The sequence below is a fragment of the uncultured Methanobrevibacter sp. genome (assembly GCF_902770715.1).
GTDB lineage: Archaea > Methanobacteriota > Methanobacteria > Methanobacteriales > Methanobacteriaceae > Methanocatella.
This window is the reverse complement of sequence record NZ_CACXTS010000010.1, coordinates 1-13,230: the sequence shown is the minus strand read 5'-3', so window position 1 is coordinate 13,230 and position 13,230 is coordinate 1. Positions and strand designations below refer to the sequence as shown.

Below are 13,230 nucleotides of genomic sequence, written 5' to 3'. Positions count from 1 at the left end.
AACTTAATATTTAGCTTCTTTCTTTAATAATTGATATAATTCTAATTGACCCTCTTTTAGCGCATCTTCATAAGATTTGCCATTCTTAACTTCTTCTACTAATTTCATTTTTAATTTTCTACCTTCTTCAGGAGGAATTATCTCCAATGTGCCGATAAACCAGCATAATCTCAAATCGGCATTGAACTTTTGATATAGGCAAATATCCTTTGCGGATTCAAATGTCCCATGCATATTCTCGAGGGAATCCATATCCATTAAAGAAAAGAATAACTCCTCTAATTCTTCAACAGTACAATCAAATTCCTTGGAAAGTGGAACAATAATGTCTCTTTGCCAAGCATAACTTTTTATAATTCTATTTTGCATTAATCTTAATTTAGCATCGTCGTCCATTCCAATCACATCATACTGCCCATTTCATTAATAAATATAAAGCTATTGCAATAATTAAACCAGCAGCGGTTTCCTTTCTGCCGTATCCTGGTCTTTCTCCCATTACAAAACCGCCCATGAGAATACCAATAGCTGTCAAAATCACATTGCCTGAACAAAATGCCAAACACCATCCCAAAATTGCAACAACGGCCATGGGCATGTTGAAATCAGGAACTGCCACAAATGGTTCACCATGCTGTTTATAACTGTAAAGTAAACCAAGAATGGAACCAACAGCAAATGCAAGTATATAAATCATATAATCTAACATAATATCCCCTACATTGGTTTATAAAGTAATATAAATGAGCAAATTATTGCTATAAATGTTATTATAAAACATATTTTCTCAATACTTTCTATTTTGTGCGCAAAATTGCCTTTGGCCAATAATGCAAAAATTGCCAGAACAATTCCAATTATCACTATTGGAGCAATGATAGCTGAATGCAATACTGTTGTCAATAATGCAACTACAATAATGCCAATGGCAACTAATGCTGTGAAGTAAACAATTACATTCTCACTATTCATACTACCACCCCGCTAAATATCATAATTATTGTTCCAAAGAAGCATATTGCCCCTATAGTAATTTGAGTCATTACAGAATGATTTGGACTTAAAATCGGTGTTGTAGCATTGATAAATCCTGTAATAAATGTAATTGCAATCATTCCAATCAAGTATCCGACTGCATTTAACGGTCCGAAGAATATTGTCAGGAACACCCAAAGCAGCACATACCATGCAATAGATTCGGAGAATAACATGAATCCCCTTAAAAATCCAAAGTGTTCAGTTTCAAATCCTGAAATTAACACCTTATCTTTTGTAATTGCAAATGGGGAATATGGTGACTTTGTAATGATCAACATGAAGAACATCAATGCCGCAAGAGGTATTTTAAATATTAAAGCACCATGAATTGATTGATAAGCAATGATTTCACCAATGTTCATTGATCCAACAATTAAATAAACAAACACGATAGCTGCAAATAACGGAAGTTCTGTTGCCGCTGAAAGAACAGCCCTTACACAACTCAATTTACCGTAAGGAGAACCGGAACTTGATCCTGAGTTATGCTCTACGATTTTATAGACTGCATAAACACCGAATATGATTAACAGAGAATCATGAGCTACAGGCCCTGCAATTACCCCAACAATCCAGATTAAAGCCAATATAAATACGATACCTATATAAAATACTTTTGAAACAGTTTTTGGAATTGCGGTTTCCTTAAAGAAAAATTTCAAAGAGTGTATCAAATGCTGAACTATAGGTGGTCCCGGACGTTTTTGAACACGTGCCATAATCTTTCTATGCAAACCCAAAAGCAGGCTTCCTGCAAGGAATGCAATAATAACTTGAATTAATATTTCTGCCATTAAATTCATAATACCACTCTAATACCCAGTAAATGGTTCTTTCACCCTTTCTTCCGCATCTTCTGGTCTTGGCTTAGCCATTGTCAATAAACCTAAAGATAAAACCCATAAAGGAATACCAAAGATAGCTACAGTATAGACAATCCATGCTTCAAAGTTAATGACCAAACAAGCAAGAATAGCTATGGTTGATATTGCCAATAATATAATACATAAAGTTTTTTGACTATTCATACTCACCACTTACCACAATACCAATAATAAAATTTCAACTGCTCTTACTATAATGAATAAAGAACTTAAGTGAATAATCACAATGAACGGGGATCCTGCTGTCCTGAACATTTCCGCCTTACTTGCGAAAAATGGCGCTACCCCACTTTCACCTAATATTCCTATTAACATCAATACTGCACCAAATACGACCATCGGACTTGCAGGCATTTGAGACAATACCGCAAGAGATAATGTTCCTGTTGATGCAAGAATAATAGCTGCACCACCAAACAACGGCAAACTACACATCATGGCAATCAAACCATAATTGAAAGCGGAGTTTAACACGCTGGTTTGCTTTACAGCAGAAACAATACCGATGTTTAAAATACCGACCAAGGCCATGAACAGAGTGAAATTAAACAGATCCCCTGTTATCATTGCGCCTGCAGATGCTATGCCGCAGATAACAGATAAGAACCTTCTTTGCTTAAACTCCTTTTCACCTACTTTAACTTCAGTATTGTTTAAATAATGAAATGTAGCTTCTATTTGAGTTTCAGGTTTACTCAAACCAATCATTACTGTAAATCCAAGTAAAACCGCAAAAAGGAACAAGTTAAACGGTGTGAGATATAATACGATATCGCCAAGCGGAATTGTTCCAAGTAAATTTCCTCCAAGTGTAACAAAATCCATTCCCATCACCTACTCCTTGTCTATGTCCTCTCTCATAAGCAGACCAATCAAGCCCACTTTTGAAGCTACTTTTAATAATAATCCACATGCTGCCAAGAATAAACTTAATAACCAGTATTGAGGAGTTACAAAGAACAATAAGAAACCTATTATCCATAAACACCATGCAATTCCTGAAACACCAGCTACACCATCCAAGATTAATACTGGGAGCCCTCTTGCCTTTTTAGACAATGCGTACAATACAATTCCTCCACCAGCTACTGCCCCACCAGTAAAACCGGTCAAGAAAATACCATAACCGATTAAAACCAATGCTATGAAATTAGGAGCAGTATTCAATATTTCCATATTCAGTGCAAATGGCTGTGGGAAAAGGGAAGCAGACTTAGACAGATTTCTTCTCGGATCGCTTTCAATGATACGCATTTCCCTTGTAATTAAAATCTCAGATATGGCTAAAGTTTCTGCAAGTTCTACTACCAAACCCGGTAAAATTAAAGCTTCAGCCAAGTCAGTTCCAACGGCAGACACTACAAAAATCATAGCAAGACCGACCAAATCAGTCAGGATAAGAATGTGAAGTTCTTCTCTTTTCATTGCTATTGCCATTGTAGCTATAAATCCGACAATCAATCCAGCGTAAATGGCCGGCATGTACATGCTTAAAAATGCACTAGGGACAAATGCAGGTACAAAAACCATTAGTTATCCCTCCTTAACTGTTTTGATCTAGCTTTAGCATCGTTCGCTTTAACTTCATTAGCTACTTTTGTTGAGTCAGTAATAGCTTTTTTAACATCTTTTCTAATTTCATTTTCATCATTTTTCCTGTCCATGGTATAATTGATGGACAACCATGAAGCAATGATGAATGCCATCATCAATATTGAAGATTCAAGTATTGTATCGAAACCTCTTGTATAATACAATATTTCATCTATAAGTCCGCCAGGAGATGAGTAAATTGATGTTCCAAAGTATGGGGATATAGAGGATACCCATTGTGATATTGGAGACATATATCCTGTAATCATACCCAGCTGCGCTGCATTTTCTGGGTATTGAGGATTGATATTTCCCGGCTCGGTTAAAACTTCACCGCCCCTGTCATAAGGAGCGATTGCCAAACCTTCATCTATTTGCTCTTGAGGAGCGGGTCTAACATACAGTTGATCTGGATTTAAGGCCATAGGTACAATAAGGCCGATTATTAATATAATCCCCAAACTAAATGCAAACAGACGAGGAATATTTTTGGGGTCTGCTAATTTATTCCATAAAACTCCTATCCTCATATGTCAGCCCCCATTTCTTCTAAACGAATAATAGCTCTAAATAAGATTAAAGTAATTATAACAGTGGTTGCAAGCAATGTCAATAATGCTAAAACATGATTGTAACATAACAAGACCAAACAAACACCTATTGAAGCAACTTCAGTATTGAATGTCCTTATTATCGGGTCATTGACTCCAGGACCCCATGCAGTAGCAATACTTCCAACAATTGCAAGGAATATTCCAAAGTAAAAGAATAATGGAACGCTAATCATCTACATCACCACTTGCAATTTTATTTTTTCTGATTTCATTAATTTTCACAATGGCCAGAATAAACACTAATGTGGATAACGGGTCAACCAAAGCTGCAAACATTGCCACATCCAAATATTTGAATAAAACAACCGCCAAAACAAATCCTGCATCAAGTATTGTAAACATTATAACCTTATCCAATGGCTTTTTAAGGAAAATAATACCGAATGCACCGATAACCATCAAAGCAATTGCAATTATTGATACGAAAAACTCCATATTCATCACTCCAGCAGTATTTCATCATCAAGTCTTTTCAAAGTGTAAGCAATTGCATTTGCACTGATTGTAGAACAAATAAAGAATGCAGCTGCAACAACAAGAGCAAATGGAGTGTTTATTACCAGCGCTATAATGGCAGATACTCCAAACCCGATAACATTAATGTACAAAAGCCTTTCGACCCTGTTTCTTGTTACCAAAGCCCTTAATGCTACGAATACGACTATGATACCGATTATTTCTACATACATATTATCACTCTCTAGCGTGCCTATTGAATTTTTCGGCGATTTTACCTAAAACCACAGAAGCCCTGACTTGATCAATACCTTGAATTGTTAAGATGGCAATTACCATTCCCACAATGAACATTTCAGGTGCAAATCCTAAGAAAGAACAGCAAATGAAAAGAATTAAAGTTGCTGTTAAACTTCCGCAAGTTCCGGCATACCCTGGATCAGCGCATAACCTATTGCCCATAAATACAAAGAATGCTGCTATGATTCCCCCAGGAATTCCTAAAAGCAAGTATCCAATAGAAGCCAATAATGTACCAGCAGATGCGTCCGGAGAACATAAAACGTTTCCCTGGAAATATCCGCCAGCAATATCTCCTCCCCTTTTTTCAACATTTTTTCCAACAATCTTGGCTCCTCTAACGCCAGGTTGTTCGGGAAGTCCGAAATATGTATCTACAATAACAAAATTCAACCAACAAAGAATTGCAGCAATTATTATTCCAATTACCTCATTCATCAATATCCTCCCCGTTATCTTCATTTAGAGGCTTTGGAAATACAAAATCAAATAAATATTTCACAAATAATGCAGATAAAATACCGATAATAATAGCTAAAACCAGACCGTTATACATGAAAGTATAATTTAAAACTAAAAATATTGAAAATATGCCGATAGCTATTATTGGAGTTGGATATATCGCACTAACATCAAAAGAATACCTATATGGTTTGCTTGGCAATAATGGGATTTTCAAAGCTAAGGCTACAACTATTGAAACGACAATGGCAGCAATATATGCTAAGACAATGTCAAACGGACCAATGCTTACATTAGCCAATCCTAACGCATTCCCATAAGAAGCAAAAAATATGGTACTATCAACCAAATCAAACATATTATTAAGACTCCTCTTAAATAATTAATATACTTATAAAAATATATAAATATTGTTACTTAAAAATAATAAATAAAAGCTTAATTATAATTTAAATTGGTAATTGGTGGCTTAATGAAAGATAAAAAAATTTTAATCACTGGTGGGCTAGGTTTTATTGGTTCAAACATTTCAAATCAACTAATAACTGACAATGAAGTCACTATTGTTGATAATCTATCCACAGGAAGCATTTATAATTTAAAAGAATCAAAACACGAAAATCTAACAATAATCAACGAAGACATCCGTGATGCTAATTTTGACGATTTAACATGCGATGCTGATTATGTTTTCCATCTTGCAGCAATGGCAAGTGTTCCGTTAAGTGTAGTTCAACCGTTTGAATGCAATGAAATAAATGTTTCCGCTACTGTGAGACTGCTTAAATCAGCCGTAAAAAACAACGTTAAAAAAATAGTGTACTCATCATCCTCAGCGGTTTATGGTCAGAATGAAAGTCTGCCTTTAAAAGAAAGCGACACCCCAATGCCAACATCCCCATATGGAGTATCAAAAGCCAGCTGCGATTTTTATTTGAAATCATTTTATGATACCTATGGTTTGGATTACGTTTCCTTAAGGTATTTCAATGTTTTTGGACCGAAACAGGATAAGAATTCTGAATATGCCGCTGTAATCCCTAGTTTTATTAATACCCTCCTTGAAGGAAGGCAGGCCGTTATCTACGGTGATGGCGAACAGACAAGAGATTTCGTCTACATTGACGATGTGGTTAAGGCAAACATTAACGCCTGCAAGTCCAACTACAGAGGCATAGTAAATGTTGCATCCGGAGAAAACATAACCATAAATGAGTTATATGACATTATCAAAACCACTCTCGACAGCGATTTGGAACCTAAATACCTTCGTGAAAGAGTTGGAGACATCAAACACTCCCTTGCGGATGTAAGCAACATGAAAAAAATCAATTTAAAAACAGATCCGAAAAAATTCTACGAACAACTGGACTTTACAATCCAATGGTATAAGATTGAAATTTAAAAAAAAGTTAAGTTAGTGGAATCCGCATCCACTACAAGTTTCACATTTTTCCTCTTCAATAGGGTCATATTTCTTATCTTCCTGAAGAGTTGCTGAGATAAAATATTGGTCAAATTCATCCTTACTTTTTAAAACAGGTGAAAGACCCTTAAAGTCGCATCTGATATCACCGGTTCCACCAATATCGACCAAAATCGGTTCGCCTAATTTGAACCTTTTAAAATATGATTCAACTTCATCTTTTAAGGCCCCTGGCACTCTGAAATTAAAAGATAAAATATTGTTCTCCTTCATTTTCAAACCAACATATTTCTGGTCAATCTCATAGTTTAAACCTAATTGTTTTTTGAAAATAATGTTAGTACCGATCTCATTAGATACCATTTTAATAATCTCCTTTACGTAATAAATTAGAATTATAGTTTGTAATATATAAAACTTTCCAAAGATATTCAATTTAGAATTAAATTAAAATTTTTTTGTTTAAAAAATTTATAACGAATTATAACGATTTTTAATAAGGTTTATATAATCTTAAATTCAAAATATACAATATTATAATATATATTATTATAACAATTACAAATCAATTAGAAATAGGTGTTAATGAATGAATGAATACAATAAAGATATTGGAAACAGAATTAGAGAATTGAGAGAACTGTCAGACATTACTATTAAAGAAATTTCAGAAGACTTGAATATTAGCGAAGAAACTTACATCCAATATGAAAATGCTGAAGTAGACATTCCAGCAAGTTTCTTATATGAACTTGCACACATTTTTAAAGTTGATTTAGGATTATTATTAACAGGTGAAGAAAGCAGAATGAACATTTTTGACGTGACTCGTGCAAACAAAGGGGTTTCAGTTGACAGAAGTAAGGAATATACCCACGAGAACCTATGCTCAAAATTCATTCATAAACAGGCTGAAACATTTCTTGTTGTTGTGGATCCCAAAAAGAATCCGAAGCCTTCTCTAAATTCACACCCGGGACAGGAATTCAACTATGTCCTTGAAGGCTCACTTAAAATATACATCCACAATAACGAAATCATATTAAACGAAGGAGATTGCATCTTCTTTGATTCAACACACAGACACGCAATGGTTGCACTTAACGACAAGCCCGCTAAATTCTTAGCAGTAATCATATAATACTTACAGGAGATAATTTAATGACATCAGTAATTGAAGATTTTGTAGAGAGAGTTGACTTTGACTCTTATGAAGACTTTTATAAAAACTTTAAGCTTACCTATGAAGAAGACTATAATTTCGGATTTGACGTAGTTGACAAATATGCCGAAATTGACCCTGATAAAATTGCTTTAATCTGGATTAATGACAACGATGAGGAACATGTGTTCACTTTCAAAGAAATGAAAGAATATTCCAACAGAGCAGCAAACTTATTCAAACGCTTAGGAATCAAAAAAGGCGATTGCGTAATGCTAACCCTCAAAAACAGATATGAATTCTGGTTCTGTATGGTTGCATTGCATAAGATTGGAGCAATACCAATTCCAGGAACACATATGCTGAAACTGCACGATATCGATTTCAGAATAAAGGAAGCTAATGTAAAAATGGTTGTTTCAGTAGAGGAAGACACATTACTGCCTGATTATGAAGAGGCTGAAAAATCATTGGGAATCGATTTGAAAAAATTAGCTATTGAAACCGATAGGGATGGCTGGATTAACTTCAATGAAGCAATCATGAATGAAAGTACTGTATTTGAAAGGCCAACCGGTGAAGACAAGACCTACGCTGAAGAGGTTTTCCTTATCTACTTCACTTCAGGAACCAGCGGACTTCCTAAAATGGTTTCACACAAGCATACCTACTCATTAGGCCACATCCCTACTGCCAAATATTGGCACAATGTTGTTGAAGATGGAATCCATCATACAGCAGCCGATACCGGTTGGGGAAAGGCCGTATGGGGAAACCTGTATGGACAATGGATTGCAGGAACCGGAATTTTCATTTATGATTATGACAGGTTCAACGGATTGAAATTACTTGAAAAGATTATTGAATATAAGGTAGATACATTCTGTGCCCCTCCAACAATTTACAGATTTATAATCAAGGAGAACATTGAAGGCTATGACTTGTCAAACTTGAAATATGTTACAACCGCAGGAGAGCCTTTGCCTCCTGAAGTGTCCGAAAGATTCTATGACCTTTCAGGCTTAAGAATCAAGGAAGGATTCGGTCAGACCGAAACAACCTTGTCAATCGGAACATTCATTTGGCTAGATGCGAAAATCGCTTCCATCGGTAAGCCTTCCCCATTATTTGATTTGGAATTATTGGATGAAAATCACAACAGAGTTGAAATCGGTGAAGAAGGAGAACTCTGTTTCAAAATGAATGACGGGCCAAATCCTGGATTATTCAAAGATTATGTGAATGATGAAGTAAAATACAAACAACAGATACATGACGGATACTACCACTGCGGAGATACCGCATGGGTGGATGAAGACGGATACGTGCACTTCGTTGGAAGAAACGATGACATTATCAAATCTTCAGGTTACCGTATCGGACCGTATGAAGTGGAAAGTGCAGTATTGTCTCACGAAGCAGTTGCACACTGCGCAATTACCGCTTATCCTGATGAAGTGAGAGGTCAAATCGTAAAGGCAAGCATTGTATTGCAGCCGGACTTCGAACCATCAGATTCTTTAACTAAAGACATTCAAAATCATGTTAAAAGAGTTACAGCTCCTTATAAATACCCAAGAATGGTTGAATACGTCGATGAACTTCCAGAAACCATCAGCGGTAAAATAAGAAGAGTTGAAATAAGAGAAAAAGATAATAAAAACTAATTTAGATGATATAATGACAGAAGAGATATCTTATCCCGTTATAAATAAGGAAATTTGTAAAGGCTGTATGAGATGCATAGTCGGATGTCCTCAAAATGCAATATTACTTTCAGAAGACATGAACGATGCAGGATATCAATTTGCATATTATAGCGGAAATGGCTGTACAGGCTGTAAAGACTGTTACTTTACCTGTCCTGAGCCATTGGCATTAGAAGTACATCAATATAAAAAGATCGTTAACGATTCAGTTGCAAGAATGATTAAGGCAAAAGCGACTAATCAAGGGGGAGAATAAATGAGCAATCAAATGGTAAAAGGAAATACTGCAGTCATCATCGGCGCAATGTATGCCGGCTGTGACTGTTTCTTTGGATACCCAATCACTCCTGCAAGTGAAATATTGCACGAAGCATCAAAATACTTCCCGATGGTTGGAAGAAACTTTGTTCAAGCCGAAAGTGAAGAGGCATCAATCAATATGGTTTACGGTGCATCAGGTACCGGCCACAGGGTTATGACTTCCTCATCAGGACCTGGTATCAGCTTAATGCAGGAAGGATTTACTTTCCTTGCAGGTGCGGAATTGCCTGCAGTTATTGTTGATATCATGAGAGCCGGACCTGGACTCGGTAACATCGGACCCGAACAGGGAGACTACAATCAAATCGTCAAGGGAGGAGGCCACGGAAACTATAAGAACATAGTTCTGGCTCCAAACAGCGTTCAGGAAATGTGCGATTTGACCATGAAAGCATTTGAACTTGCAGACAAATGGAGAAACCCAGTAGTTGTTCTTGCAGACGGTACATTAGGCCAAATGGCTGAACCATTGGTTTTCCCTAAAGAAGCAATTGAACCAAAAGATGACAAGGATTGGGCAGTTAAGGGAAATAAGGAAACCATGGACAATCTAATCACTTCAATATTTAACGATTTCAACGATTTGGAGGACTTCAACTTCAAGCTTCAGGAAAAATATGCCAAAATCGAAGCTGAAGAAGTCATATTTGAAGAATATCAAGTTGAAGATGCTGACATCGTTTTGGTATCATTCGGTATCAGCTCAAGAATCGCAAGGTCCGCTGTCGACAAAGCACGTGAAAAAGGCATAAAAGTCGGACTTTTAAGGCCGATTACATTATCACCTTTCCCAGTTGACAGAATCAAGGAGTTATCAGATAAAGGCGTAAGTTTCATATCCGTTGAAATGAGCAACGGACAACTCTTGGCTGACGTGCAATTCGCTGCTTTGAGAAAGGAAGATACTCATCTGGTCAACAGAATGGGTGGAAACCTAATTGAACTTAAACAGATTCTTGCTAAAATCTATGAAATAGCAGGATACAAAGATGAAGACATAGACCTATCCAAAAGAAGTGAGGAAAAGGCCAGTCCAAACATAATTGATTAGAGGATGTGGAAGAATGAGTGATAAAGAAAATAAAGATTATGAATTGCAGGTACGTAGAAATCCACAATCCCTTTTAGAAGAGTATCCTAGAAAAGGAACCAATATTCAATCTACTCACTACTGTGCCGGTTGTGGACACGGAATTTTACATAAACTGATTGCAGAATGTATGGATGAGCTTGGAATCCAAGAAAGATGCGTGATGATTTCCCCTGTAGGATGTTCAGTATACGCATACTTCTACTTCAACTGCGGAAACTTCCAGACAGCTCACGGAAGAGCACCTGCAGTTGCTACAGGTATTTCAAGAGCAGAAGACAATGCAATCGTCATGAGCTATCAGGGAGACGGAGATTTGGCTTCAATCGGTTTGAACGAAACCCTTCAGGCTGCAAACCGTGGAGAAAAGATGGCGGTATTTTTCGTAAACAATACAGTATACGGAATGACCGGTGGACAGATGGCACCAACCACATTGATTGGTGAAAAGACAGTTACCTGCCAGACCGGAAGAGATCCTGACTATGCAGGACACCCTACCCACATGTGCGAATTGATCAATACCCTGAAGGCACCTGTATTCATTGAAAGGGTATCCCTTGCAAACCCATTGAAAATCAGGCTTGCCAAATTCGCAATCAAACAGGCATTGACCGTTCAAAAGGAAGGAAAAGGATATTCATTCGTTGAAGTATTGTCACCTTGTCCAACCAACTTAAAACAGGACGTTGCAAGTGCTCAAAAATTCATTGAAGAGCAAATGGAGAAGGAATTCCCTGTTAAAAACTTCAGAAATAACTTATACACAAAAGAGCCTGTCCAAAGGCCAAAAAGTGACTTTTCAACTGAATCATTAGATAAAATATTCAATGTCAGCAGAAGCGAAGATTCAGGCTATGTCGATGAGGACATCGAACCTGTAAGCATCAAGGTTTCCGGATTCGGAGGTCAGGGAGTATTGAGCGCAGGACTTACCATTGCTCAAGCTGCATGTGCTGAAGGAAAGCACGTATCATGGTATCCGAGCTACGGACCTGAACAAAGGGGAGGAAAATCAAACTGTTCTGTTGTGATTTCCAACGAAACAATCGGAACACCTGTAGTTGATGACATTGACATTCTTATTGCTTTAAACAAGCCATCATTGGAACAGTTCTCACAGGACGTTAAAGATGGCGGAGTTATACTTTACGATTCAAAAATTGGCGAATTTGAAACTGACAGAGACGTGAAAGTCATTTCAATGCCATGTGTCGACATTGCAGAAGAGCATGGAAATGCCAGAACTGCAAACACCGCACTTTTAGGTGCATTGACTGAACTGACTGATGTTTTAAAACGCGAATCTTATGAAAATGCCATTCGCGAAATGTTTGCATCAAAACCTAAAGTAATCGGAGTAAACATTGACGTTCTTGAAGCGGGAGCGGAATGGTTAAAAAACAATTCATAGTGTGATTTGATGACATACAAAGAAATTTCTCAAAATTATATAAACAATTACGGTTTGGGCATTGGAGATACCATCAAAGTGCATAAGGAGGATATCTCCTATACCGGTATCCTGCTTGACCGTCCGGAGGATGCCGATGACGGATATCTTGTTATAAAACTATCCAGCGGTTATAATATCGGTGTGGCTATTGAAAATACCACCTGCGAGCTAATCGAAAAAGGGGATAAGCCAAAAATAGGCTATGATGAAACTGAAATTCCTCACGATGATTCAAAGCAGAACATTTCAATCGTTTCAACCGGAGGTACAGTATCTTCCGTTATCGATTACAGAACAGGTGCTGTGCATCCTAAATTTACAGCTTCAGACCTTGTAAAAGCCAATCCTGAACTTTTGGATTATGCAAACTACAACGTTAAGGCATTGTACAACATATTGAGTGAAGACATGAAGCCTGAATACTGGGTTAAGGCAGCAGAGGAAATAGCTAATGAGATTTCCGAAGGCAGTGACGGAGTTGTAATAGCTCACGGTACAGATACAATGCATTATACCGCAGCTGCATTGAGCTTTATGTTAAAAACACCAGTGCCTATTATTTTGACCGGCGCTCAGAGAAGTTCAGACAGACCTTCAAGCGATGCAAACATCAACCTGATTGATTCCGTGATTGCGGCAAAATCAGACATCGCAGAAGTCTGCGTCTGCATGCATGGAAGCTTAAACGACCAGTACACCTACCTGCACAAGGGTACAAA

General features: G+C 37.1%; 21 protein-coding genes. 7 read left to right on the top strand and 14 right to left on the bottom strand.

Translation table 11 applies throughout. The features are described from left to right. Positions 1-3: 3 nt before the first annotated feature. Genes QZU81_RS04230 through QZU81_RS04170 form a run of 13 tightly spaced genes read right to left on the bottom strand, consistent with a single transcriptional unit; the run spans position 4 to position 5,705 of the window. Entirely contained in the window at positions 4-396 is a 393-nt protein-coding gene (locus QZU81_RS04230; RefSeq protein WP_292851406.1) for a DUF1959 family protein, read from the bottom strand. A gap of 10 nt (positions 397-406) precedes the next feature. Continuing rightward, positions 407-709, bottom strand: a complete 303-nt coding sequence (locus tag QZU81_RS04225) for an energy-converting hydrogenase subunit EhaL family protein (protein ID WP_292851404.1) — start codon at positions 707-709, stop codon at positions 407-409. Between the two features lie 8 nt (positions 710-717). Beyond that, positions 718-972 (bottom strand): hypothetical protein, encoded by a 255-nt coding sequence (locus QZU81_RS04220; protein ID WP_295589569.1) that lies wholly within the window; start codon positions 970-972, stop codon positions 718-720. Then, positions 969-1,841: a respiratory chain complex I subunit 1 family protein gene (locus QZU81_RS04215; protein WP_292851401.1), complete on the bottom strand. Its 873-nt coding sequence runs from the start codon at positions 1,839-1,841 to the stop codon at positions 969-971. The genes QZU81_RS04220 and QZU81_RS04215 overlap by 4 nt, the downstream gene beginning before the upstream one ends. Positions 1,842-1,850: 9 nt before the next feature. Next, positions 1,851-2,066 carry a DUF788 domain-containing protein gene (locus QZU81_RS04210; RefSeq protein ID WP_295589567.1) on the bottom strand — a complete coding sequence of 72 codons (216 nt, stop codon included), beginning with the start codon at positions 2,064-2,066 and terminating at the stop codon, positions 1,851-1,853. Between the two features lie 9 nt (positions 2,067-2,075). After that, positions 2,076-2,747, bottom strand: a complete 672-nt coding sequence (locus QZU81_RS04205) for a hypothetical protein (RefSeq protein WP_292851399.1) — start codon at positions 2,745-2,747, stop codon at positions 2,076-2,078. Positions 2,748-2,756: 9 nt separating this feature from the next. Further along, positions 2,757-3,452: an EhaG family protein gene (locus tag QZU81_RS04200; protein ID WP_295589565.1), complete on the bottom strand. Its 696-nt coding sequence runs from the start codon at positions 3,450-3,452 to the stop codon at positions 2,757-2,759. Beyond that, a complete protein-coding gene (locus QZU81_RS04195) occupies positions 3,452-4,045 on the bottom strand; it encodes an EhaF family protein (RefSeq protein ID WP_295589563.1) in 594 nt (197 codons plus the stop codon). The genes QZU81_RS04200 and QZU81_RS04195 overlap by 1 nt, the downstream gene beginning before the upstream one ends. Next, complete coding sequence (locus QZU81_RS04190; protein ID WP_295589561.1) at positions 4,042-4,302, bottom strand: DUF2107 family protein; 261 nt, start codon at positions 4,300-4,302, stop codon at positions 4,042-4,044. The genes QZU81_RS04195 and QZU81_RS04190 overlap by 4 nt, the downstream gene beginning before the upstream one ends. Then, positions 4,295-4,564, bottom strand: coding sequence for an EhaD family protein (locus QZU81_RS04185; RefSeq protein ID WP_292851393.1), 270 nt, complete (start codon positions 4,562-4,564; stop codon positions 4,295-4,297). The genes QZU81_RS04190 and QZU81_RS04185 overlap by 8 nt, the downstream gene beginning before the upstream one ends. 5 nt (positions 4,565-4,569) lie before the next feature. Next, a complete protein-coding gene (locus tag QZU81_RS04180; protein WP_295589558.1) occupies positions 4,570-4,818 on the bottom strand; it encodes a DUF2109 domain-containing protein in 249 nt (82 codons plus the stop codon). Positions 4,819-4,822: 4 nt separating this feature from the next. Then, complete coding sequence (locus tag QZU81_RS04175; protein ID WP_292823393.1) at positions 4,823-5,323, bottom strand: hypothetical protein; 501 nt, start codon at positions 5,321-5,323, stop codon at positions 4,823-4,825. After that, positions 5,316-5,705, bottom strand: a complete 390-nt coding sequence (locus tag QZU81_RS04170; protein ID WP_295589556.1) for an energy-converting hydrogenase A subunit A EhaA — start codon at positions 5,703-5,705, stop codon at positions 5,316-5,318. The genes QZU81_RS04175 and QZU81_RS04170 overlap by 8 nt, the downstream gene beginning before the upstream one ends. A 114-nt stretch (positions 5,706-5,819) precedes the next feature. On the opposite strand from QZU81_RS04170, the gene QZU81_RS04165 reads away from it, so the two are divergent. Then, positions 5,820-6,752: an NAD-dependent epimerase/dehydratase family protein gene (locus QZU81_RS04165; protein WP_295589554.1), complete on the top strand. Its 933-nt coding sequence runs from the start codon at positions 5,820-5,822 to the stop codon at positions 6,750-6,752. A 12-nt stretch (positions 6,753-6,764) separates the two neighbouring features. Here QZU81_RS04165 and QZU81_RS04160 read toward each other — a convergent pair whose 3' ends face one another. Then, positions 6,765-7,136 carry a hypothetical protein gene (locus tag QZU81_RS04160; RefSeq protein ID WP_292851387.1) on the bottom strand — a complete coding sequence of 124 codons (372 nt, stop codon included), beginning with the start codon at positions 7,134-7,136 and terminating at the stop codon, positions 6,765-6,767. 226 nt (positions 7,137-7,362) lie between these two features. Here QZU81_RS04160 and QZU81_RS04155 point away from each other — a divergent pair, with 226 nt between their 5' ends. The 6 genes from QZU81_RS04155 to gatD all read left to right on the top strand — a co-directional run. Continuing rightward, positions 7,363-7,914, top strand: coding sequence for a helix-turn-helix domain-containing protein (locus tag QZU81_RS04155; RefSeq protein ID WP_292823401.1), 552 nt, complete (start codon positions 7,363-7,365; stop codon positions 7,912-7,914). Between the two features lie 20 nt (positions 7,915-7,934). Then, on the top strand, positions 7,935-9,602 hold the full coding sequence (locus tag QZU81_RS04150) for an AMP-binding protein (RefSeq protein WP_295589553.1): 1,668 nt from the start codon (positions 7,935-7,937) through the stop codon (positions 9,600-9,602). Positions 9,603-9,615: 13 nt separating this feature from the next. Beyond that, positions 9,616-9,900, top strand: coding sequence for a 4Fe-4S dicluster domain-containing protein (locus QZU81_RS04145; protein WP_292823405.1), 285 nt, complete (start codon positions 9,616-9,618; stop codon positions 9,898-9,900). Continuing rightward, a complete protein-coding gene (locus QZU81_RS04140; RefSeq protein WP_295589550.1) occupies positions 9,901-11,016 on the top strand; it encodes a 3-methyl-2-oxobutanoate dehydrogenase subunit VorB in 1,116 nt (371 codons plus the stop codon). A 13-nt stretch (positions 11,017-11,029) separates the two neighbouring features. Beyond that, on the top strand, positions 11,030-12,469 hold the full coding sequence (locus tag QZU81_RS04135; protein ID WP_295589549.1) for a 2-oxoacid:acceptor oxidoreductase family protein: 1,440 nt from the start codon (positions 11,030-11,032) through the stop codon (positions 12,467-12,469). Positions 12,470-12,478: 9 nt separating this feature from the next. Beyond that, the coding region (gatD, locus tag QZU81_RS04130) for a Glu-tRNA(Gln) amidotransferase subunit GatD (RefSeq protein WP_295589547.1) at positions 12,479-13,230 on the top strand (752 nt) is incomplete at its 3' end.